Here is a 21,707-nt window from a genome sequence, read left to right as displayed (position 1 = left end):
TCGGTAATGGACCGAATTCCATCAGTTCCCTGACTCTTCAACCTGGATCGGCGTTTCCTCAGGAAGATAATATCCTTTTTTTCGTGCCAGCTGTCCTATGTATTCTGGGTCATTCAACCGGCTGACTTCGTACTTCAACTGCTCCAGCTTCTTCAACGTATCTTCCTTTGAAGCTTGCTGAGTAGCCAGATGAGAACTCTTGTCCGAAATTTGTGCATTCTGCACAAGGAATGTATATCCTGCCCATACTACAAATACAATCATAAACGTCATCCAAAGCATGAGGCGCCTTCGTGCACCGGCAGATTTTCCTTGGTTAGTTGGAGCCTTAGATCTGCCCACAGGTGTTTTACCCATTATCAGACCTCCTTAAAACCAGCGTTTCCACATCGCTGCAATTTTTGTACCCACACGGATCATCCAATGCGGCGTTACCCAATGTCTCAGGAGCGGCCTAAACATCCAGCGGAACAACTTGCCGAAAGGTACCAAACATTGCAGCACCAGCTTGCCCAGGAATATTAGTATCGCAATTACAAAACCTAATAATACGCGAATTAACTTATAGATCCCCTTAGCCGGCATAACGATCAGGATGTTAAGGATATGTCCACACCAATGAATCAGCGTTCTTGCGAGTTTAATTAACATTACCACAAAACGCTGGGTTGTAACACTTAAAAGCCAAAAATAGAAGCAAACCCCTATAATCAGCCCCAAAAAGACATAAAACCGCAACTGTCCGTGGTTTCCGGCGTATAGCATCCGAAAAACGAACAGCGCGGAAGCAACCCAGTACAACAGATCGAGCGTGTGAATACTCCATCTCGGAAACCGCAGCTGTCCGGACAGTACCCGGTAACTGTCATAGGCCATTCCCATCACGACCCCCGAAGTAAGCATCCACATCAATGTGATCCATTGAGTATCCGGACTCATCGGAACATCTTGCCAAACAGGCCTTTACTGTTTTTGGACTGGGAACCGGGGTCCAGATATTGGAGCGAACTGACTGTGCCTTCAATGGATAACAGACCTTCCTCCAGGCTCAGGTTTTTGATATGTAAATTGTGCCCCCGGATGGTCAGATGCCCAAGTTCAGTCTGCAGCAAAAATTCCTCACTGTCGAAGCTCTCCACGTTGGAGACACCCGTTAGATCCAGCAGTTTCCGATTCTGCATGCTCAGATGATGCTGTTTGGCCTTACCGTGCTCAACCATGGCATGTACCCCTCCTTCTTACACCTAGCTTATGGGTGTGGGGGTTGGAATAGAACCAGCGTTGTTGAACAAATAACCCGCTATCTGGTGAAAACAAAAACGCCCTTCCCGGTTACAGGAGGACGTTTCGATTCAACTTGCATTGAATGAATATACAATCATATCAGATGTACTGTTACCAGTTCATCCCGTTATCCTTGGCGATCGGCTCTTCCTTAACCAAGGTGTAGAGGCTGCTCGCCTCATCCTTCTTGGTGCTCTCGGCAATTCGTTCCACCTTCACGGTGACCAGTTTCTGACCGAACTGAACCGTCAGCTCATCGCCTACTTTAACAGCGGCGCTGGGCTTTGCTTCACGTCCGTTCACCAGAACACGTCCCTGTTCAGAGACGTCCTTGGCCACAGTGCGGCGTTTGATTAGCCGGGAGACCTTCAGGAATTTATCAAGACGCATTATTTTACGGCTTCTTTAAGTTTGTTGCCTGCTTTGAATGCAGGAACAGTGGACTCAGGAATCACGATTTCATTCCCTGTTTGTGGGTTACGTCCGGTACGACCGGAACGTTTGCGGGTCTCAAAAGTGCCAAAGCCGATCAATTGTACTTTGTCTCCGCTGGCAAGCGCATCTGTAATTTCTCCCAAAAAGCCGTTTAATACGGACTCAACGTCTTTTTTAGTCAAACCACTTTTGGTTGAAATGTTGTTAATCAGATCTGTTTTGTTCATTTTTAAAAGCCTCCCAAATTGAAAAAAAAGTATCTGCGATTCCTGACAATACATCGATTGCCGCTGATTCGCGTTAGGTCACTACACATGTATTCTGGCTTGGCATCTGAAATCCTGCCTTGGTCCGCGACTTTTTTTAGCTTTTTGTCGATGGTCCGCAGGGAACAGTCTAAGACCAGTACCCGAAACCATCCGTAGCTAAACACCAACCCAAGTTTACACAGATGAACACATGTTCGTATCATCATAACACACTGCATAGCATGAATGGAATACGGTTATCGGTCATTTCCCAGAAAACTGAACCTGTTATAATCCTGCCTTCTTCGCATCCTGCCAGAATTGCTCCATCTCTTCTACATTACTATCTGCTGGCGTTCTCCCCTGTTCACGCAGACGCTCCTCAATGAACTGGAACCGTCCAACGAACTTGCGGTTTGTCGCAGCAAGTGCCTCTTCCGGGTCTGTATCGATGAATCTAGCGACGTTCGCGGCTGCGAATAATAAATCGCCCAGTTCGAGCTTCCGTTCTTCCGCAGACTGACCTTGTTGCACCGATTCTTTCAACTCCGCCAGTTCTTCCTCGATCTTGGCAAACACACCTTCAACATCATCCCAGTCAAAGCCCACTTTGGCTGCTTTCTTCTGTAGCTTGTATCCCTTCATCAATGCAGGCAAGTCACGCGGTATGCCGTCCAGCACGGAAACCTTCTCCTGATCCTGGCCCTTGCGCTTCTTCTCCTCTGCCTTCATCTGTTCCCAGTTCTGAAGAGCTTCATTCGCATCTTCTGCCTGATGATCACCAAAAACGTGTGGATGACGGAAAATCAGCTTATCGTTCAAGCCTTCGATGACATCATACACATTGAATGTGCCAACCTCTTCTTCCATCTGGGAATGCAATAAAATCTGCAGCAGCAGATCACCCAGCTCTTCTTTCATATGGTCGGGGTCATCTTCGTCGATTGTCTCAATGACTTCATAGGTCTCTTCAATCAGGTTTTTGCGAATGGATTGATGCGTCTGTTCCTGATCCCATGGACAGCCACCCGGACTGCGAAGAATATTGACGATCTCATGCAAACGCGCAAAGGAACGGCGACGCAGGGCATCATCGGTGTTCTTCGGTACATAGATCAGTGAAAGATTGCCGTACCCTTCGATCCGGTCCAGTTCGTGCAATGGAATCTTGTGAATGACCTCCTGGCCCTGTACACCCAGCGCGTGACCAACAAATACCGGATAATCATCCGGGTAGACCTCCATCAGGCACAGCTTCACATCCGAAGCAGTGAACACATCGTAGACTTGTCCGATCAACGTATGTAGTTGTGGTTGTACCAGTTCTGTGTTCAGGCTGCTGGCGTCCAGGAGTTGAAAACCTTCAATCGGGTCGAATCCAAGCCGGATAAAGGCTTCGTCCAGGAAGCTCTCTCCACCCATGACACGCAATGAAATACCCATCTGCGGACAACGTTCTTTGAGCAGGCGTACACTTGCTTCTGCTACCATCGGATGACCGGGTACAGCGTACACAATCTCCGTTCCGGCCTCACCCTTGCGAGCGGCTTCTAGCAGTTGGTTCGCGATCTCATCATACACTTCGGGGAAGGAGGACTTCGCCTCATAGATGGCATCAAATGATGTCATCTCCAGCCCCTCTTGTTGCAGATCATTCAATACGGGATGATCCAGGGTACGTACATACAGCATAGCTGCATGTTTCATTTTTTTGATAATACCTACGGTCAGTTGATCTGCATCTCCAGATCCAAGACCCACTACGGTTAAAGCTGCACTCATTATGTAAACCTCCATCCGGTCTATCCTGTCCAGACTCACTGATTCATCGTGCCTGAACAGGACTAATTACACGTATTATACCAGAATCGTTCGATATCCTATAATTGCATATTCTCGGTGCTACATGCAGTAGCACCGTGTGAATGGAGCTAGCGCAGCACACGCAGTCTGTGCAGCAGCTTGGCAAGGCGAGGCCCCAACTTGGGCACAGCCGCCAGCTCCGCGGCGGTCAGCAGCCCTATCCGGGCCGCCGCCAGCAAGAACACGGCCGAGCCTGCGGCAATGCCCAGCAGGCTCACGCCCATCGCGGCCAGCCTGCGGTCGGCCGCAATACCCATGCCGCCGAGCACCGCTTCGGCGGCCCAGGCCGTGCCTACCGCCGCCAGACTCATGGCGGCGATCACCAGCGCCGGCTTCGCCAGGACGGCGCCAGGGGCAGGGCGCAGGGCGACAAGTCGCGCCAGCAGCGCCACATTCAGGCCAGCCGCCAGCATGTAGGCGACTGCGCCTGCCAGGGCCGCGCCGCTGATGCCCAGCGCCGGCACAAGCATGACGTTCAGCAGCGCCTTGACGCCTGCGGCGGCCAGCATGCTGAACGCGGGTGCGCGCACGGCGCCGAGGCCTTGCAGCAGCGCCGCCGCAATAATGCTGACGGTGCTGCCCGCAGCCGTCAGCGCCATGTACCGCAGTGCTTCGGTGCCTGCGGCATCTCCGTACAGCATGCGGTTGATCGGCTCCGCCAGCACCGCCAGACCCGCGGACGCCGCCAGGCCGATCAACCAGAACCAGCGCAGCGCGAGGCCTGCTTGCTGCCGGACGGCTTCTGGCCCGCCCTTTAACCGGGCTTCCGCCATCGCCGGAATAAACAACACAGATAGTGACGTGGCTAGCATCGTCACCAGTTGAACCAGCGGCAATCCACGGTTGTAGATACCGAAGGAAACCATCGACTGAATCTCATCCAATCCTTCTCCCCGCAGCAGCCGTGGAACAGTGAAGGTATCCACCAGATTCATCAGCGGTACGGCCAGCGACCCGAGACAGACCGGAATAGCATACATGAGCAACGTCCTGATCCATTCCCCGTTGGATCGTGGCCGTTCTGCACGAGCGGGCTTAACAGCATCCACAGTTTTCTTCTGCAGCGTAACCGGTCTATTCTCCTGACGCTCATGACGATCTGATCCAACCTCTCCGCCTTTACTGCTCCATTCCGAATCCAATTGTTCGGTGACCACTTCCGTGCCTTTCCGCCGATGTCGAACCACATACCCTAACATGGTTAGCAGTCCAATCATTCCGCCGGCAACGGAGCCCATCATGGCGCCAGCAGCGATGGTTTCGAGCGAAGCATCCCGCCTCATCAACCACAGAAGCAGAACAATCATGACCGTGACACGAATCGTCTGCTCCACCACTTGCGATACGGCTGTCGGTACCATCTGTTGCAAACCCTGAAAATATCCACGTAGCCCTGTCATCACTGGTACAAACAACAAAGCCCAGGAAGCTGCGCGAATCGATGGAACCACATGGCGATTGCCAATCAGATCAGCGATCATCGGCGCACCTGCATACATTAATAGCCCCATGACCAGTCCAATTCCCCCGAGCAACACTGAAGATAATCGGATAATCCTTCTGCTCTCGTCTGGTCTTCCGAGTGCATTCTGTTCTGCTACGAATTTGGATACGGCCAGAGGCAGTCCTGCAGCAGCAAGCGTGATAATGAGCATATATAACGGATACACCGTATTGTAGATGCCAAATACACCGTCTCCCCCCAGATTCTGCAGCGGAATCTTCTGAAAAGCACCAATAATTTTAGAGATAATGGCGGCAAGCCCAAGTACAAATGCACCCTGTAGCAGTCTTGAGCCTGTAGACGGCTGTTTCATAATTCCCTCCCGCGTATGTCCCTGTGTTCTAATCCTTTAAGAGGTTGTTCAAAAAGTCCGCTTCATCCCATCTCTTCGGTACTGAAAATCGTTCTTTTTGAACACATATTTTAAGCATACTTTTCTATTATACCTGCCTGAAGGCACACAGACTAACCCTCCCCATCACAATCATCTGGATCAACTTCTTTATCCCTTAAAAAGCAAAAACTCCCGTATGCCCAAAACAGGGCACCAGGAGTTGATCTGCGGTCTATTGTTCCATTTGCTTGCCAAGGAAACCAGCAGCCGTCTCAGACATCTTCACTTCCATCTGAGACATCTTCACCGATTCATCCTTATTGAAAAGGATAACCGTTCCGATGGGGTCACCACCCGAGATAATCGGTGCAATAACAAAAGAGGATAACGTCTCGTCATGATCTTTGCTAAGCTCATAAGAACCGTTGTTTGTTTCCAAAATGGTCTTTCTGTTTTCCATACAACCTTCCAACAGTTGACCCACCTGCTTGTCCAAATATTCTTTCTTGGAGCCGCCTGCTACCGTGATAATGGTATCCCGGTCAGAGATCATCGTTACATGGCCTGTACTCTCATACAGGGATTCTGCATATTCTTTGGCAAAATCACCAAGCTCACCAATTGGCGAATATTTTTTAAGGATAACTTCTCCATCACGGTCCACGAAAATTTCCAGTGGATCACCTTCACGAATACGTAACGTACGGCGGATTTCTTTTGGAATGACCACACGACCAAGGTCATCTATACGGCGGACAATACCAGTAGCTTTCATTTCACATGTTGCCCCACTTTCTCGAGAAGATTTTTCAACTACTGTTCCTTAATGGGTAGAGGAAAGTCCCAGAACGTTTAGTGTGATATCTTGACCATAGTATTCATCTGTTCCCATTTCCTTATACATGCTTCGGAGAATATAGTTGTGTAACTTTCGAAGAAGGCGGCCATATACCCATACAGCTTGAATAAATACAAGAAGAAGCAAGAAGGAGGTCCTAAGTCCTCCCCTTGCTTCTCTGTATGGTTGTCCATATATACGTAGTACATAGCATTCATTCAGGCAGATTTAACCCTTTAAATATGCTAACACAGCCATATTACTTACTGCTTGTACCTTCATCTGTCGTTGCATCTTTATCTGTTCCAGTCGTACCTTGGTCAGTCTTGGTATCCGTACCTGTGGAGTCATCCGTTGTTGGTTCGGTTGTTTTCTCTCCTTCAGTTCCTGTACCCGTTGTGCCTTCAGTCGTACCTTCTTCAGCTTTTTCTGTTTTTGGCAGTTTGACTTCTTTTACGATTTTGTCCAATTCATTTTGCATGAACGTATCGATCTCAGCAGCTGCCAATTGGCTCTTCAGGCTTTCTTTTTGTTCAGCCGTCAATTTGGCGAAGTCCGCTTCTGTACGAGCTTCCACTTTCATGATGTGGTAACCGTACTCTGTTTCAACCGGATCACTGATTTTGTTCAGTGGCAACGTTTTTGCAGCTTCTTTAAACGCATCTACCCAGCTGCCTACAGGTGTTTCTTCATACAGTCCACCTTTTTCAGCAGAACCTGGATCTTCGGAATATTCTTTTGCAATTTTAGCAAAATCAGCTCCACCATCCAACTTGGTTTTTACTTCTTTTGCAATCTTCAGTGCATCTTCTTTTTTACGCTCTTTTTGCGTTTTTGGATCTGTGAAGTTAATCAGCACGTGACGAACGGACGCCGTTGTGAATTGATCTTTGTTTTTCTCAAACTCAGCCTTGATGGCATCTTCCGTAACGCCTGTTTCCTTGTCTTTGATTACCGTCATGATCCGAGTCATGTAGTCTTTAATGTTATCGTCTGTCAGGTTCTGAGCTTTCAGCATCTCAGTCCATTGATCTGCCTGAACAGAGGCTTTCATTTTATCGAATTGCTCGGTTGCTGTTTTGGCACCTGCTGTTTTGGCTTCTTCACTTGCTTTGCCACTCAGATATTCATAAGCAACTTCCTGTTTCACCAGGTACTCCTTGAAATCGTCCATATCCATCATTTGCGCATATTCCGGATACAGGAATTTCATAACACGTTGCTCCATGTCGAATTCATTGGCTGTAATGGTACCACCATCATACGTAGCGACTACAGCACTCGTATCTGTCGATTCCGGTGCTTTCGCTTCTTCCTTCTTGCCGCAAGCAGCAAGCAATGATAAGGACAGTACTGCGACCATGCTCACAGACAGTACTTTTCCTACTTTTTTATACTTTGGTAACATCCTTTAGTTCCCCCTTTGATTTAAAAGCAGTCTTCATGGACTCCAGAACTTTCTCTACCAGCTCCATCAGTTGCTTATCCCCAAGCCCCTTGCCTTTAGCGTGAATCAGCATATGGGGTCCTTGTTCAAATTGTACACGTCTTTCGAACTGATTTCCAATGTGCGCGATTTTCGAAAGTTCAAAGGCACGTTCACGCCCTTCATAGAACTTCACAGTAATGTCCTCACCGCGTTGGGAAATGGACTCAACACCATAGATTTTGCCGTATACTTTCATCCGCGCAACAGCCAGCAAGTTAATGACGGCCTCTGGAAGATCACCGAATCGGTCAACCAATTCGTCTTCCAATTCCATCGCATCGTCGAAGGAGGCAATGACCGCCACTTTTTTGTAGATCTCAATCTTCTGAATACTGTCATAAATATAATCGGACGGCAAGTAAGCATCGATACTGAGATCCAGGGTTGTATTCCACTGGTCGGAAGGTACCGGCTCCTCGCCAAGCATCGTAACTTTACGTTTGTTGATCTCCTCGGCGAGCATCTGGGAATACAGATCGAACCCAACGGAAGCGATGAAGCCATGCTGCTCTGCTCCTAGCAGATTTCCCGCACCACGGATCGACAAGTCACGCATGGCGATTTTGAATCCCGAACCCAGTTCGGTGAATTCTTTAATCGATTGCAGACGTTTCTCGGCAACTTCAGTAAGCACTTTGTCCCGTTGGTACGTAAAATACGCATACGCAATACGGTTGGAACGACCCACCCGTCCGCGCAGCTGATACAACTGGGAGAGCCCCATTTTATCTGCATCATGTACGATCAGCGTATTTACGTTTGGAATATCTACCCCGGTCTCGATGATACTTGTGCTCACAAGCACGTCATATTCACCATCCAGGAAGTCCAGAATCGTCTTCTCCAGCTCGGTTTCCGACATCTGACCATGTCCCACACCAACTTTGGCTTCAGGCACAAGTTCAGAAATTTCGGCTGCCATCTCCTGAATTCCCTGAACACGGTTGTAGAGGTAATACACCTGACCACCACGTGCCAGCTCACGCTCAATAGCTTCGCGTACAAGCGCCTGGCTATGTTCAACCACATAAGTCTGTACCGGGAAACGATTCTCTGGCGGAGTCTCAATAACGGACAGATCACGCACACCCAGCATGGACATATGAAGCGTACGCGGAATCGGCGTTGCCGTCAGCGTCAGCACGTCTACATTCGTTTTCAGCTTCTTCAGTTTTTCCTTATGGGTTACTCCGAAACGTTGTTCTTCGTCGACAATGAGCAGTCCCAGGTCCTTGAACACCAGATCCTGTGACAGCAATCGATGCGTCCCGATCACAATATCCACTGTGCCTGCCTTGATGCCTTTGGCTGTTTCATTCTGCTCTTTGCGGGAGCGGAAACGGCTCAGCACATGAATGTTGAACGGATAACCGGAGAACCGCTCACGGAATGTCTCAAAATGTTGCTGTGCCAAAATCGTTGTCGGCACGAGTACAGCCACCTGTTTGCCTTCAATTGCTGCTTTGAACGCAGCACGAATAGCCACCTCGGTTTTGCCGTAACCAACATCCCCACACAATAAACGGTCCATTGGACGGTTTTGTTCCATGTCCTTCTTGATTTCTTCGATCGCACGCACCTGATCACGTGTCTCATCGTAAGGAAACATGTCCTCAAACTCCTGCTGTTCCGCAGAATCCTTGTCGAATCCAAACCCTTTGGAGGTCTGACGCTCTGCATACAGCTTGATCAGATCATCAGCAATATCCTGTACGGATGTGCGGACTTTATTTTTAACCCGTGTCCACTCGTTGCCACCCAGCTTGTATATTTTCGGTTCTTTCTCTTCGGAACCAACATATTTCTGAATCAGATCGATCTGCTCAATAGGTACAGACAGTTTGTCTCCACCCGCATAGAGAATATGCATGTAGTCCTTATGAATACCGCCAACCTCGAGGGTGCCGATCCCAAGGTACTTACCAATCCCGTGGTTCTGGTGAACGACATAATCGCCCACTTTTAGCTCGCTATAGGATTTGATCCGTTCAGCATTATCTACATTTCGAATCGGTTTGCGTACTTTACGCTGTTTTTGCGAGAACATCTCGCCCTCGGTCACGACAGCCAAATGAATGGACGGCATTTCAAATCCCGTTTGCAAGTTACCGATCATCATCTCTGGCTCTGGAATATCATAGTCCATCAGTACCCGGCGCATCCGATCCAGTCGTTCCTCACCGTTCGCCAGCATGAGCACTTGAACGCCGGCCTTCTGCCAACGCTCCATCTCTGCCTTCAGTACATTCATCTGCCCATGGAAATCCTGCATGCCACGACTGATAAAGTTCAGAATGTTTTGTGGCTGGGTGTGTGGAACCTGACGCAAAAAGATCGACATAAACAGCGTCTGGAATGGACGCTCATACAAGAGTTCATCTCCGTCTGCGGATAATGTAAGATCCGGAAGTGTTTTTCCGTTTTGCATCAAATGCAGGTTCCACTCCGATTCATCACGGTCCAGCTGTTTCGATGTCTCCGATAGTCTGGCAGGCTCATCGAGGACAAGCATGGTATCTTCTGGCATGTAGTCGTAGATCGTTTTGTTCTCCGGATAGAGCGGAGAAATATATTTATACATTTCGGAGAAATACACGTGTTCCCGCAAAAGCTCGATCTCCCGGTGAATTTCTTCACGAAGACGCAGCTTCGCCTGCCGGTCCGTCATTTTCTCCAGCTGTTGGTCCAGCAAAAGGGCAGCTGCATCCGCAGCCTTTTCCATCCGTTCACGATCTGCGATTAACTCCTTGCATGGCAGAACCGTAATCTCTTCAATCCGTTCAATTGAACGCTGATCGGCTGGGTCAAATGTCCGAATGGAGTCGATTTCGTCATCAAATAACTCCACTCGATACGCGATCGATGAAGTAACCGGATAGAAATCGATGATGCCTCCGCGTACACTCATCTCACCACGAGATTCTACGCGCTCCACACGCTCGTATCCGAGCTTTACCATCTCCAGCAGGAAGGAATCCAGTTGAAGTGTGTTGCCCTGTTTAATCAAAATTCTAGCATTGGCCATCACTTCCGGAAGCGGAACATAACGTCTTACGCCGGAAAAAGGAATAACAACAACGCCCCTGAATCCCTGGGCGCAGCGGACCAACACATCAATACGCTGACCCAATGTTTCCGGGCTGGAAACAGCAGCTTCAGCAGCGACAAGTTCGTTGGCAGGATAGATCAACACCTGATCAGGTGAAAGCGCTTCCTGTAAATCTTCTGCAATTTTTTGAGCTGAAAACATATTATGCGTTACTACGAGCAATGGTCGGTTCATTTCCTGATGCAGAGCAGCCAGCATAATCTGACGCGCTGAACCGGACAAACCGGAGACCAATTGCTCTTTCATGCCGGACTTGATTCCGGCTGTAATGGACCCGAAGTCCGGATCTTTGGAAAAAGCCTGTATAAGTGCTTGTAACAAAAGGGGCACCTCTCTTATAACTTACTTGATTATCTCACGCATACGCGTAGCATCACTATTAAAATGGATACAAATTCCTTTTTGTCCTGTTTCATCATAAAGGATTACTCGCAACATTGCCACATCTGTTGATGTGGCTGAGCCTGATTCGAGATAGCGCTGGCTTTCATTCCAACTGAAAAGAAGCCTCAGCAGGCTGCCAAGGCTATAAAAGGTGGAGCGTTATTACGCAACCGCCCTCAACTGTCATTCGATCCTGTTACAGGCGATGTCTACTGAAGCGGACTCGCGAGCAGGCTAAGCTCCGGATTGTGCTCCAGGGCTTCCTTGCAGTAATCACATGTAATCCGAACGGTAATGTCACCACCGGAATTATACGCTATTATATCCCTCCGCTCGTCGGGGGTCAAGAAATGAAAGCCGAGCTCTACTTCCGTTATCCGGGCAGAATCGATTCGTCCAATAAAGGTACGGCAATGCCGACATACGTAATTTACTGACATGTTTATGCCTCCTGAACATGGTTTATACGTCCAGTATGTCCAGTATGGGCTGAATCGAACCCGTCTTTTTTGATCAATTTACCAGTATGGCTTACAGAATTAACCGTTGAACTTCGCCATTGTTTGTTCAAACGTATGGGTCAAGCTATGCTCCAAGGCATCACACGTTTGCTCAAGGGTCTGCTCAAGGGCTTCCTTTTCTTTCTTCATAAATGTCGACAGTACATAGTCGACAATGGCATGTCCTGGTTCAGGCCGGGATATCCCCATGCGTACCCGGTTAAACTGCTGTGTACCGGTATGCTGAATAATGGACTTGATCCCATTATGTCCGCCTGCACTGCCTTGGTAACGCAATCTGACTTTGCCAATCTCTGTATCCATGTCGTCGTACACAACAATCAGATCTTCAAGACTAACTTTATAAAAATCCATATATGCTCGAACCGATTCACCAGACAAGTTCATATAGGTCATTGGTTTGATCAGCACGGTTTTCACGCCGCCAATGTTGCCTTCTCCAATCAGCGCCTTACATTTACTCTGTGTAATGGAGATACTATGACGATCTGCCAACCGATCCAGTGCCATAAAACCGATATTATGACGGGTTTTGGCATAGTTCGAGCCTGGATTTCCAAGTCCGACAATCCACTTCATCTTGTTCCCTCCTTCGGATTAGCCTGAGGTGAGGCATAGACTTCGAATGTTATATTTCATATAATATCAGGAAAGTAAAGTTCTGATTTACTGTAGTATTCACAGTTATTATTTCATCAACCCAGGAAGGTGAGCGGGTTTTGCGCGAAGACAACGGACAACTGACTCAACATAGCGATTTTATCTATCATCTCGAATATCACGTACCTGTACAGGTATACGACCGCGACACCCATATTGAGATTGGTCTCATCACACGTTTCGATAATCAATTCGTCGAAATTGCCAACACGCTTTTTCATCGGCGTCGTTTCCGATTTATCTCCCGCCCCGGGTATTAACCATATAAGATGAACGAACCATTTTACACTGGATCACTGCGCGTGCAGAAACATCTTCCGATCGCTGTTATCCCCAGATTTTTTGATTCCCTTTTCAAAGGGAAAATCCGGTGATAAAGGCGAACGCTTCGCTTCTTCAGATCTTTTCTGCCCTCTCCGTTATTGTGTAAATTAGTAGTTCAAACTTATATGGACTGACCAGCGTCTGTTTCACTTTTAATAAAACGGCACGCCGACAGGGGTTACATTTTCCGTTGAACCGGAAAACGTAACCCCTCTACTACTTTATGCAGACATCCTTATTCAATTTCAAACAGCTTGCTGATTGACAATTCCTCATGAACCCGGATAATGGCTTCTCCGAGCAAAGGCGCTACAGACAACACTTTGAGTTTGCTTGTCGGATTAGCATGCGTAATTGGAATGGTATCCGTTACGATGACTTCCTTCAATGGTGCATTCTCCAAACGTTCCATCGCAGGTCCGGACAATACAGGGTGAGTACAGCATGCGTATACTTCTTTTACGCCGCCTTCCATCAGAGCATTCGCTCCCAGTACAATTGTTCCTGCCGTGTCAATAATGTCATCAATCAGAATGGCTGTTTTACCCTCGATGTTACCGATAATGTTCATCACTTCGCTGACATTCGGCTCAGGACGACGCTTGTCGATAATCGCAAGAGGTGCATTCAGGAAATCAGCCAGTTTACGTGCGCGTACTACGCCACCGTGGTCAGGCGACACAACAACTGGATTTTCAATCTGTTTCGACCGGAAATATTGAGCCAAAATCGGCACTCCGAGCAAATGATCGACCGGAATGTCGAAGAATCCCTGAATCTGCATTGCATGCAGGTCCATCGCGATGACACGGGTTGCACCCGCTTTTTCGATGAGGTTGGCAACCAGTTTCGCTGTAATCGGGTCACGCGAACGTGCCTTGCGATCCTGTCTTGCATAGCCATAATAAGGAATAACGACGTTAATCGTCTTGGCAGATGCTCGTTTAAGTGCATCGATCATAACGAGCATCTCCATCAGGTTGTCATTAACCGGCAAGCAAGTGGACTGCACGATGTAGACGTGACAACCCCGAACACTCTCGGAGAGTTTCACTTGAATCTCACCATCACTAAAGCTGGTTGTATGAGATTCACCCATAGGAATCCCGATATAATCAGCAATTTGATGGGCGAGCTTGGGGTTAGAATTGCAAGTAAATATTTTTAATTTCGAATCAAAATAAGTCATAAAATAAAAACCCTCCGTGCTGGTTCATTGGAATCTATAAGCGTCTGCGACATGTCGGCACCTCCCGGTATTCGGGAGGCAATCTTGTTATCAAAACCCCTTATTGGGATTTGGCATTTTGTTTCTTGACTTTGGCACGTCCGCGAATCTTCTCCGCATAACCAGGTTTATTCTCCTGACGTGGACGAGCAATGGCCAGATCATTCTCGGGAACAGAATGGGTAACGGTGGAGCCAGCAACCACATAAGCGCCTTTTCCTACCGTAATCGGTGCGATCAGATTGACGTTGCTGCCTACAAAAGCATCATCTTCAATCGTTGTCACAGCTTTATTATAACCATCATAATTGACAGTTATTGCCCCGCATCCAACATTTACGTTTTTCCCTACCTTGGCATCCCCAATATAACTGAGATGAGATACTTTGGATCCTTCATCAATTGTAGCATTTTTCACTTCAACAAAGTCACCAATTTTTACGTTGCGACCTAGTTTAGTCCCTGGTCGCAAATTAGCAAATGGACCAACCGTTGCATCAGAACCAACCTCGGCATTCGATAACACCGAATGTTTAATCGTAACTCCATCCTGAATAACGCTGTCTTCCACATCTGCCTGAGGACCAATATGACATGCTTCCCCAATGGAAGTGTTGCCTTTGAGGATCGTCCCCGGATACAATACCGTATCTGATCCAATCGTAACATCCGCTCCGATATATGTCGATGACGGATCAATGATCGTAACACCGTTCAACATATGACGTACGGCGAGACGTTCACGCATGAAGGCTTCGGCTTGCGAAAGTGCGAGTCGGTCATTAACCCCGATGGATTCTGCGATGTCATCTGACATGTAAGCCTCAACGACTTCTCCATCATTGCGGAAAATGCCAACCACGTCTGTGAGATAATACTCTCCCTGAGCGTTCTGGTTCGTCACTTTTTCCAAGGCAGCGAACAATTTGGCATTATCGAAACAGTATGTGCCTGTGTTAATCTCATTCACAGCATCTTCCTGCTCCGTGCAATCCTTTTGTTCCACAATCCGTTGTACAGACCCATCTTCTCCGCGAATCACTCGGCCGTAGCCTTTGGGATTGTCCAACTGAGCCGTAAGAACCGTCGCTGCTGCTCCGCTACTCTCATGGAGCTTCATCAGACCTTCCAACGTCTCACTGGTCACAAGCGGTGTATCTCCACAGACTACAATTGTAGATCCTGTTTCGCCGCCAAGCAACGATTTAACCTGCTTCACTGCATGACCTGTTCCCAGTTGTTCCGCCTGAAGTGCGTACTCCGCTCTGGAACCCAAAAATGACTGCACCGCTTCGGCACCATGACCGACTACAACTACACTGCGTTCAACGCCTGCGCTGAGTGCTGCATCCAGCACATGTCCAACCATAGGTTTACCGCATACGGGATGCAGTACTTTGTACAATTTTGATTTCATTCGTTTCCCTTGCCCTGCGGCAAGAACGATTGCCATTCGTTTCAAAATTAACGACCTCCTGTTCTGAAAATCCCATTGAAGTTCATTGCTTACCTAATATCCAATGAGTATCGTTCAGCCGGCTTAAACCGGTCTTGTTCATCGCCTGCTGTCTCTGTAATCACACGTAACAACGCGGACACCAACGAATCGTGACCTATATGTATACGCCGTGTACCTGCGAGCTTAACCGAATCCCAATGATTCCTAAGATGCCGCCCTGCCACCAAGCGCACGATGCGCTTTTTGTTCTCTGCTAATAAACTCAATACTGAATATATCTTATTCCGGTCAAAAAGAAAAGAGAGCCATAAGACATGGCTCTCTTTTCCTTCGAACCCCAATAATGTTCTCAGGCACCTTCTTCAATGACTTCTTCCTCAGTTGCTGCGCGATCATATTCAGTCAAAACTGCTGCCTGAATCTTCTCACGAGTACCGGAAGAGATCGGGTGGGCGATATCACGGAACTCTCCGTCAGGAGTCCGCTTGCTCGGCATAGCAACAAACATTCCGTTGTTACCATCAATGACACGAATGTCATGAACGACGAATTCGTTATCGATGGTAATGGATGCGATAGCCTTCATTCTCCCCTCCGAGTTAACACGGCGGAGTCTGACATCCGTAATTTGCATGTGTGTGTTCACCACCTTTTTCCATCAGAACTTGGTGTATAATTCCACACAGCCTATACGAACTCCTTCTTTTATAACCACAAAAATTTCCTAATTTCAGGAATTTTTTTATTTAATACACAATTCGACAATGTTAGTGCCAGGTCGATGGAAAAGAACCTTTCCCGACATAAAATTCGTCATCTTTCTACAGGTCAAAATAGTTGCCAGGCTTCACGGAAATGTGTCTGCTCTTGGCATCAACTGCTGTTAGCTTAGCCAGTGATACGTAATCTGTTAGCAGGCGTTCTTCTGAATCCACAGAACCAGATTCCACCAGTACCCCTACCCCGGCTACCGTAGCATTAAACTCGGCCAAAAGATCGATCATTCCTTGCACCGTACCCCCAGCCTTCATGAAGTCATCCACAATAAGTACTCTGGAGTGCTCACGCATCGCCCTGCGAGACAGGGACATGGTATGCAGACTTTTATGGGACCCCGATACATAATTGATACTTACGGCCGATCCTTCTGTAGCCTGATGGTCCCTGCGTACGAGCACAACAGGCAGGTTGAGCTGGGCTCCGGTCGCATAAGCCAGTGGAATTCCCTTGGTTTCTACCGTCATAACCACATCAATATTCATATTGCCAAAGGCCGTTGCAAAGATCTTGCCGGCTTCATTCATCAATGCGGGCTGTCCGAGCAGATCAGACATGTACAGGTATTCTCCAGGCAAAATCCGATCAGGCTGAGCGAGCTGGGTCGAGAGTCGCTCTGCAAATGCCAATGCCAGTTCTCGCGACACCTTCGGAATCCATCTAACTCCCCCGGCTGCTCCAGCCAGTGTATTCAGTTCTCCTGACCCACCTTCTTCGAACACTTCCTTGATAATCGCCAAATCTTCACTAATGGAAGATTTCGCGGCTCCATAGCGTTCGGCAAATGTGGTGAGCGGAATAACCGTATGTGGTCTGGACAATAAGTATTGCGTCATTTCAACCAGCCTTGCGCTTCGTTTTAACTTCTTCACAGAGATCCATCCTCACGATCACGGAAACATCTAAATCCGAATAATTATTTAAAAATATACCACCTTTATACGTGTTTGTACATTATAAAAGCGAATTTCACGTCAACATACGTACAGCGTACACTTCTTTGCAGAAGCCACGCAGACCATTGTATATCCGGGCAACCTTGGATTCTTTCGATACCAGACCAAATACCGTTGGACCACTGCCTGACATCAGCACACCGTCTGCACCCAGACGAATCATGGCATCCTTGAGATGCTGAACTTCCGGATACAGCTTCAACGTTACATCTTCAAGCACATTGCCCATCTGGTTACATACATCCGTAAATGATTGGTCACGAATGGCCTGCTCCATTTTCGCCGCACTCGGATGCCGAACGATCTTGTCACTACGGAACCGTCCGTATACATCGGCTGTAGACACATTAATAGGCGGCTTGGCCAGAATAACCCAGCATTGCGGAGGATTAGGCATGGGCGTCAATTTCTCACCACGTCCTGTAGCGAGCGCTGTCCCTCCTGTGATACAGAATGGAACATCCGAACCGAGTTCAGCTCCAAGCTTCTGTAGTTCGTGATCCGGTATATTGAGCCGCCAGAGACGGTTCAATCCACGCAGAGCTGCTGCTGCATCACTGCTACCGCCTGCAAGTCCAGCTGCAACTGGAATCTTTTTGTCCAGATGAATATGAACACCCGTGCGCACGTTATAGCGCTCCTTAATAAGCCGGGCTGCCTGAAAAGCCAAATTTTTCTCATCCAGTGGAATATACCCTGCCTGACTGGAGATGAAAATCGTATCTCGCGGCAGTTCCGACATTTCCAGCCGATCGGCCAGATCGACCATGGTCATGATCATTTCAACTTCATGGAATCCATCGCTTCTTTTATGTAAAACGTCCAGCATCAAATTAATTTTAGCAGGCGCTTTTTCGTAAATTTTCAAGGCGTTCACCCGTCCTCACCTTTTCCCTAAGACAACTTAACATATTATATCAAAATGGGGCTGTCAAGTCATTTCTATTCCGCATCTATGGGGAAAAAGCGGGGTTATTCCTGAAGGATTTCCCCGCTTTTCAATCTGATGGAACCGGATTAAGATTTACGCGCAGCCTGTTCCGCAAGTTGAATTGCACGTTTTACCATGTTTCCTGCATCCTTGGCTTTGATCCCGCCCCAGCCTTCCTGTTGGACCGTATCATAGAAACCCAGGTCTTTCGCTAGTTCATTCTTCAGATCCTCTGACATGACACTTCTTCTCCGACTCATGAACCATCCTCCTCCTTAGTATCCATCATGATGTGATGAGTCCGTTCACGCTTTAGACAACATACCTCCAGGCCAAGTTCAGTTTCCTGCCTAATGCTTAAGAAACTGTTCCTTCACCTGTTCAAATAGTATGCCGCGACCGTTCCTCGCTCATTCCTAAGTGTGCATGGTTTACCTTAGAGGGCGAATTAGTGGTTTTGTAAAAAAACAAAAAAGCGATCCGCCTTGTGGGGCGAATCGCCTGTAAATCGATACTTACGTCTCCATGTAGGAGTTATGCGTCTGGCTGCCCGGGTCATAAACCATGACTTCCACCGATTCCGTAAGTATATCCGCATAACTATAAGATACTCGCTTGAAAGTTTCTTGTTCCTCATCAAGCTTAACAATAAAAACAGAAGGGTACGTTTCTTCCAATACACCCGTACGCTCAATGGTCTTACGGCGGCCACCATTAGCCCGCAACATAATTTTCTGACCAATATGTGCGTCGAGATTGCGTTTGATATCCAACAGCGTGTTTTTAGCCATTGTCGACGACCACCTCTTTTCTTGTCCATTATACCGGATTTTACAGTCATTGTCAAATCAAAACTAATCATTATATCAGCATCAAAAAGTTGTTGTCAATAATTTTTTTCACAAACAAAAAAAGCCCCAAATTGGGACTTTAAATGGCCTACATCAGACCGCAGATGGGTTCACTTTTAACGTGGATAAATCATTCAATCCTGGCAGACCTACCCGGTAACTCCCACGTGTCTCCACTCCACCCACGCCTTGGCTACCACTGATGGTATTGTGTAGAACATCGGTCATGTTAACTGTATCCCGAACAGATGTGAAGGCGGCCTTTGCTGCCACATAGACCGGATCAAGCGCATGAATGAGAATTCTGCCCGGAGAACTGGCAAAGTTCGCTCCAGCGCGCAGCAGTGCCTCAAAATGGGACTGACAGGCCCCTGCCACAATGGTGAGTGCGTCCAGATGACGTTCATACTGTCTGGCCACCTGAATGGCCGCCACAAAATTTTGCGAGTTTTTGTAGCTACCAAGACTATATAAGTCATAAGGCTGACGCGTCTTTAACACCCCATCATGACCCGTAATGACGACGATATCCGGACGTACTTTAGGTAATAAACGGTATAAGGTATCTGCCATTGCGGATTCATGAACATACTGTCCCTCCGCGGGAACACGAAGTTGTTCATAGAGATCCATGCTTTTTTTCAAATAATTCGGATCTCCATCCAGATGAAGCACCTTGCCAGGCATTTCAAAATAAGCCGGTTCCTGCTGGGCAGACCAATCCTGCACCAGGCCTTCCCGGAAACGCTCTGCCTGTTCCATGCGATTCTGCTGCAGGCGTGAAAGGGTCTGATGTGCCTTAACATGCGCCTGTCTGGTCTTGGCGCTTTGCGGTTCGTAGGGAACCTGTATCAAATCGTCCACCGGGGAATCGGCAATCAGCCGGAACTCAGTCCCTTTAATGACCGCAGCATCCAACTGGAGGCCTTCCACCCGAAAAGTCACATCGCCGCCGTATGACTTCCGAACGACCAAGTCTCCGATATTCATCAACGTAATCACCTCTACCCCATCGTATGGGCAGAGACCCGGTTTGGTTCATTCAAATTTTACAGCGCTGCACGTACCCCTGCTTCCCACATTACGGTGCTGAGTGTGGCATACTCCTGCAGACTCAACGTCTCTCCACGTCGGGACGGTTGAATACCTGCCTGCTCCAGCAGAATGTCTGCCTGTTCCCGGTTCTCCTTTGTGAAGAAGCGAGCCTTCAAGTTGTTTGAGATTGTTTTTCTCCGCTGGGCAAAAGAAGCCTGTACCACTTCGAAGTAGTGTGCTTCATCCGGGATCTCCACTGGCGGTTGCTCACGCACTTTCAGCTTAATGACAGCTGATTCCACATTAGGTTGCGGAATGAAGACCGTAGGAGGCACAATACACACAAGCTCCGGCATACTGTAGTACTGAACTGCGATGCTCAGACTGCCGTAATCTTTTGATCCCGGTGCAGCAGCCATGCGTTCAGCCACTTCTTTTTGGATCATGACAACAATGCTGTCTACCGGCAGCTTCTCTTCCAGCAGTTTCATCATGATTGGGGTCGTTACATAGTAAGGCAGGTTAGCCACAACACTGACTTTGTCCACGGATGCAAAATCCGTATTAAACAACTCAGCCAGATCAAGCTTCAGCACATCCCCATGATGAACACGTACATTCGAATAGGGCTGCATCACTTCTCCCAGGATGGGGATCAAGCGCTGGTCAATCTCTACGGCTGTGACAGGACCGGCTACCCGAGCCAGTCGCTCCGTAAGGGCTCCAATACCCGGCCCGATCTCTAATGCGCCCTTGGACTCGTCCAGATCGGCTGCATTAACGATTTTGTTCAGTATATTTTGATCGATCAGAAAGTTCTGACCCAGACTTTTCTTGAATGAGAATCCGTGTCTTTGAATAATCTCTTTCGTACGCTTGGGCGTTGCAATTTCTATCGTCTCTTCCATGTCTTTCATATGCTCACAATCCTTCACGTTCAATTTGCGCTAATGCTGTAGAGAACTCTTCCCGTGTAATCTGAAATACACTGAGACGTTTGTGGAACTGCTTACCGTTACAATAACCGATGCCCAGCAGATTGCCCATCTCCATGCGACGTGCAGCAGCCTGCGGATGCACGATAAGTCCTGCCGCGATCAGGTCCTCCCAATCGATCAGGCTCGTAGCACCTTCGTATGAAGTATGTACGCGCGCCAGAGCATGACGGATCGCCTCCGGTGAGGCATTCTCCACCCCTATGTCCCCTTTGCGCGTTGCATCAGCTTCCGGAATGAAGGCATGCTTGCAGCCAGGGACCTTATTCGCAATAATTTTACGAATGCGTTCGCCAGCATGATCCGGATCTGTCAGTACAATGACTCCCCGTCTCTCCTGAGCAAGCGCAATCCGCTTCAGAATGCGTTGGTTGATTGCTGATCCACCTGTTTCTATTGTATCGGCTTCCACGGCCCGACGGATGGCTACCGTATCGTCACGGCCTTCCACCACAATGACTTCTTTTATCATGTTCCATTTC

Annotated in this window: 24 protein-coding genes; 1 reads left to right on the top strand and 23 read right to left on the bottom strand. The window is 48.1% G+C overall.

Annotated features, from left to right (window positions below):
* Positions 1 to 21: 21 nt before the first annotated feature.
* The 12 genes from AC1S8V_RS00270 to pth form a co-directional block, all read right to left on the bottom strand.
* Positions 22 to 357: an FtsB family cell division protein gene (locus tag AC1S8V_RS00270; RefSeq protein WP_458124811.1), complete on the bottom strand. Its 336-nt coding sequence runs from the start codon at positions 355 to 357 to the stop codon at positions 22 to 24.
* A gap of 12 nt (positions 358 to 369) precedes the next feature.
* Positions 370 to 939 (bottom strand): spore cortex biosynthesis protein YabQ, encoded by a 570-nt coding sequence (gene yabQ / locus AC1S8V_RS00265; RefSeq protein WP_482072001.1) that lies wholly within the window; start codon positions 937 to 939, stop codon positions 370 to 372.
* Positions 936 to 1,220: a sporulation protein YabP gene (gene yabP, locus AC1S8V_RS00260; protein ID WP_056697424.1), complete on the bottom strand. Its 285-nt coding sequence runs from the start codon at positions 1,218 to 1,220 to the stop codon at positions 936 to 938. Before yabP ends, yabQ begins: the two co-directional genes overlap by 4 nt.
* Before the next feature lie 175 nt (positions 1,221 to 1,395).
* A complete protein-coding gene (locus AC1S8V_RS00255) occupies positions 1,396 to 1,674 on the bottom strand; it encodes an RNA-binding S4 domain-containing protein (RefSeq protein WP_036606120.1) in 279 nt (92 codons plus the stop codon).
* Positions 1,674 to 1,946 carry an HU family DNA-binding protein gene (locus tag AC1S8V_RS00250; RefSeq protein WP_017691362.1) on the bottom strand — a complete coding sequence of 91 codons (273 nt, stop codon included), beginning with the start codon at positions 1,944 to 1,946 and terminating at the stop codon, positions 1,674 to 1,676. Before AC1S8V_RS00250 ends, AC1S8V_RS00255 begins: the two co-directional genes overlap by 1 nt.
* Positions 1,947 to 2,255: 309 nt before the next feature.
* Entirely contained in the window at positions 2,256 to 3,749 is a 1,494-nt protein-coding gene (gene yabN, locus AC1S8V_RS00245; RefSeq protein WP_482072000.1) for a bifunctional methyltransferase/pyrophosphohydrolase YabN, read from the bottom strand.
* Positions 3,750 to 3,898: 149 nt separating this feature from the next.
* The gene (locus AC1S8V_RS00240; RefSeq protein WP_482071999.1) at positions 3,899 to 5,647 is read right to left on the bottom strand and encodes a putative polysaccharide biosynthesis protein; all 1,749 of its coding nucleotides are present in this window, start codon (positions 5,645 to 5,647) and stop codon (positions 3,899 to 3,901) included.
* A gap of 253 nt (positions 5,648 to 5,900) precedes the next feature.
* Positions 5,901 to 6,443, bottom strand: coding sequence for a stage V sporulation protein T (gene spoVT, locus AC1S8V_RS00235; protein WP_036606123.1), 543 nt, complete (start codon positions 6,441 to 6,443; stop codon positions 5,901 to 5,903).
* A gap of 322 nt (positions 6,444 to 6,765) precedes the next feature.
* Complete coding sequence (locus AC1S8V_RS00230; RefSeq protein WP_482071998.1) at positions 6,766 to 7,914, bottom strand: peptidylprolyl isomerase; 1,149 nt, start codon at positions 7,912 to 7,914, stop codon at positions 6,766 to 6,768.
* Positions 7,898 to 11,425, bottom strand: a complete 3,528-nt coding sequence (gene mfd, locus AC1S8V_RS00225; protein WP_482071997.1) for a transcription-repair coupling factor — start codon at positions 11,423 to 11,425, stop codon at positions 7,898 to 7,900. The genes AC1S8V_RS00230 and mfd overlap by 17 nt, the downstream gene beginning before the upstream one ends.
* 272 nt (positions 11,426 to 11,697) lie before the next feature.
* Positions 11,698 to 11,928: an anti-sigma-F factor Fin gene (fin, locus tag AC1S8V_RS00220; protein WP_017691368.1), complete on the bottom strand. Its 231-nt coding sequence runs from the start codon at positions 11,926 to 11,928 to the stop codon at positions 11,698 to 11,700.
* Between the two features lie 99 nt (positions 11,929 to 12,027).
* Positions 12,028 to 12,588 (bottom strand): aminoacyl-tRNA hydrolase, encoded by a 561-nt coding sequence (gene pth, locus AC1S8V_RS00215; protein ID WP_482071996.1) that lies wholly within the window; start codon positions 12,586 to 12,588, stop codon positions 12,028 to 12,030.
* 140 nt (positions 12,589 to 12,728) lie between these two features.
* On the opposite strand from pth, the gene AC1S8V_RS00210 reads away from it, so the two are divergent.
* Positions 12,729 to 12,929: a hypothetical protein gene (locus AC1S8V_RS00210; protein WP_076216763.1), complete on the top strand. Its 201-nt coding sequence runs from the start codon at positions 12,729 to 12,731 to the stop codon at positions 12,927 to 12,929.
* Between the two features lie 299 nt (positions 12,930 to 13,228).
* Here AC1S8V_RS00210 and AC1S8V_RS00205 read toward each other — a convergent pair whose 3' ends face one another.
* From AC1S8V_RS00205 to rnmV, 11 genes are all read right to left on the bottom strand, one after another.
* Positions 13,229 to 14,182, bottom strand: a complete 954-nt coding sequence (locus AC1S8V_RS00205; protein WP_017691370.1) for a ribose-phosphate diphosphokinase — start codon at positions 14,180 to 14,182, stop codon at positions 13,229 to 13,231.
* A 100-nt stretch (positions 14,183 to 14,282) separates the two neighbouring features.
* Positions 14,283 to 15,674 (bottom strand): bifunctional UDP-N-acetylglucosamine diphosphorylase/glucosamine-1-phosphate N-acetyltransferase GlmU, encoded by a 1,392-nt coding sequence (gene glmU, locus AC1S8V_RS00200; protein ID WP_482074355.1) that lies wholly within the window; start codon positions 15,672 to 15,674, stop codon positions 14,283 to 14,285.
* A gap of 53 nt (positions 15,675 to 15,727) precedes the next feature.
* On the bottom strand, positions 15,728 to 15,946 hold the full coding sequence (locus AC1S8V_RS00195) for a hypothetical protein (RefSeq protein WP_482071995.1): 219 nt from the start codon (positions 15,944 to 15,946) through the stop codon (positions 15,728 to 15,730).
* Between the two features lie 83 nt (positions 15,947 to 16,029).
* Positions 16,030 to 16,314: a septation regulator SpoVG gene (spoVG, locus tag AC1S8V_RS00190; protein WP_017691372.1), complete on the bottom strand. Its 285-nt coding sequence runs from the start codon at positions 16,312 to 16,314 to the stop codon at positions 16,030 to 16,032.
* A 187-nt stretch (positions 16,315 to 16,501) separates the two neighbouring features.
* The gene (gene purR / locus AC1S8V_RS00185) at positions 16,502 to 17,329 is read right to left on the bottom strand and encodes a pur operon repressor (protein ID WP_145326525.1); all 828 of its coding nucleotides are present in this window, start codon (positions 17,327 to 17,329) and stop codon (positions 16,502 to 16,504) included.
* Positions 17,330 to 17,426: 97 nt separating this feature from the next.
* Positions 17,427 to 18,281, bottom strand: coding sequence for a 4-(cytidine 5'-diphospho)-2-C-methyl-D-erythritol kinase (gene ispE, locus AC1S8V_RS00180; RefSeq protein WP_482071994.1), 855 nt, complete (start codon positions 18,279 to 18,281; stop codon positions 17,427 to 17,429).
* Positions 18,282 to 18,430: 149 nt separating this feature from the next.
* Positions 18,431 to 18,604: a small, acid-soluble spore protein, alpha/beta type gene (locus tag AC1S8V_RS00175; RefSeq protein WP_186328011.1), complete on the bottom strand. Its 174-nt coding sequence runs from the start codon at positions 18,602 to 18,604 to the stop codon at positions 18,431 to 18,433.
* A 255-nt stretch (positions 18,605 to 18,859) separates the two neighbouring features.
* Complete coding sequence (gene veg, locus AC1S8V_RS00170) at positions 18,860 to 19,135, bottom strand: biofilm formation stimulator Veg (RefSeq protein ID WP_482071993.1); 276 nt, start codon at positions 19,133 to 19,135, stop codon at positions 18,860 to 18,862.
* 153 nt (positions 19,136 to 19,288) lie between these two features.
* Positions 19,289 to 20,185 carry a sporulation peptidase YabG gene (gene yabG / locus AC1S8V_RS00165; protein WP_482071992.1) on the bottom strand — a complete coding sequence of 299 codons (897 nt, stop codon included), beginning with the start codon at positions 20,183 to 20,185 and terminating at the stop codon, positions 19,289 to 19,291.
* Positions 20,186 to 20,244: 59 nt separating this feature from the next.
* Positions 20,245 to 21,147 (bottom strand): 16S rRNA (adenine(1518)-N(6)/adenine(1519)-N(6))-dimethyltransferase RsmA, encoded by a 903-nt coding sequence (gene rsmA, locus AC1S8V_RS00160; RefSeq protein ID WP_272907837.1) that lies wholly within the window; start codon positions 21,145 to 21,147, stop codon positions 20,245 to 20,247.
* Between the two features lie 4 nt (positions 21,148 to 21,151).
* Positions 21,152 to 21,697, bottom strand: a complete 546-nt coding sequence (gene rnmV, locus AC1S8V_RS00155; protein WP_482071991.1) for a ribonuclease M5 — start codon at positions 21,695 to 21,697, stop codon at positions 21,152 to 21,154.
* Positions 21,698 to 21,707: the final 10 nt, after the last annotated feature.

The sequence above is a fragment of the Paenibacillus sp. B46(2026) genome (genome assembly GCF_056786355.1).
Note: the sequence above shows the minus strand (reverse complement) of the source record. Positions and strands in the feature narration are given on the sequence as shown.

What these genes read in the sequence shown, in the direction of transcription:
- AC1S8V_RS00205 (WP_017691370.1), bottom strand. Translation starts at nt 14,182, where the DNA reads ATGACTTATTTTGATTCGAAATTAAAAATATTTACTTGCAATTCTAAC.
- AC1S8V_RS00250 (WP_017691362.1), bottom strand. Translation starts at nt 1,946, where the DNA reads ATGAACAAAACAGATCTGATTAACAACATTTCAACCAAAAGTGGTTTG.
- AC1S8V_RS00240 (WP_482071999.1), bottom strand. Translation starts at nt 5,647, where the DNA reads ATGAAACAGCCGTCTACAGGCTCAAGACTGCTACAGGGTGCATTTGTA.
- spoVG (WP_017691372.1), bottom strand. Translation starts at nt 16,314, where the DNA reads ATGCAAATTACGGATGTCAGACTCCGCCGTGTTAACTCGGAGGGGAGA.
- glmU (WP_482074355.1), bottom strand. Translation starts at nt 15,674, where the DNA reads ATGGCAATCGTTCTTGCCGCAGGGCAAGGGAAACGAATGAAATCAAAA.
- yabN (WP_482072000.1), bottom strand. Translation starts at nt 3,749, where the DNA reads ATGAGTGCAGCTTTAACCGTAGTGGGTCTTGGATCTGGAGATGCAGAT.
- AC1S8V_RS00255 (WP_036606120.1), bottom strand. Translation starts at nt 1,674, where the DNA reads ATGCGTCTTGATAAATTCCTGAAGGTCTCCCGGCTAATCAAACGCCGC.
- fin (WP_017691368.1), bottom strand. Translation starts at nt 11,928, where the DNA reads ATGTCAGTAAATTACGTATGTCGGCATTGCCGTACCTTTATTGGACGA.
- yabQ (WP_482072001.1), bottom strand. Translation starts at nt 939, where the DNA reads ATGAGTCCGGATACTCAATGGATCACATTGATGTGGATGCTTACTTCG.
- AC1S8V_RS00230 (WP_482071998.1), bottom strand. Translation starts at nt 7,914, where the DNA reads ATGTTACCAAAGTATAAAAAAGTAGGAAAAGTACTGTCTGTGAGCATG.
- pth (WP_482071996.1), bottom strand. Translation starts at nt 12,588, where the DNA reads ATGAAGTGGATTGTCGGACTTGGAAATCCAGGCTCGAACTATGCCAAA.
- AC1S8V_RS00270 (WP_458124811.1), bottom strand. Translation starts at nt 357, where the DNA reads ATGGGTAAAACACCTGTGGGCAGATCTAAGGCTCCAACTAACCAAGGA.
- yabG (WP_482071992.1), bottom strand. Translation starts at nt 20,185, where the DNA reads ATGAATATCGGAGACTTGGTCGTTCGGAAGTCATACGGCGGCGATGTG.
- yabP (WP_056697424.1), bottom strand. Translation starts at nt 1,220, where the DNA reads ATGGTTGAGCACGGTAAGGCCAAACAGCATCATCTGAGCATGCAGAAT.
- rnmV (WP_482071991.1), bottom strand. Translation starts at nt 21,697, where the DNA reads ATGATAAAAGAAGTCATTGTGGTGGAAGGCCGTGACGATACGGTAGCC.
- spoVT (WP_036606123.1), bottom strand. Translation starts at nt 6,443, where the DNA reads ATGAAAGCTACTGGTATTGTCCGCCGTATAGATGACCTTGGTCGTGTG.
- veg (WP_482071993.1), bottom strand. Translation starts at nt 19,135, where the DNA reads ATGGCTAAAAACACGCTGTTGGATATCAAACGCAATCTCGACGCACAT.
- AC1S8V_RS00175 (WP_186328011.1), bottom strand. Translation starts at nt 18,604, where the DNA reads ATGAGTCGGAGAAGAAGTGTCATGTCAGAGGATCTGAAGAATGAACTA.
- rsmA (WP_272907837.1), bottom strand. Translation starts at nt 21,147, where the DNA reads ATGAAAGACATGGAAGAGACGATAGAAATTGCAACGCCCAAGCGTACG.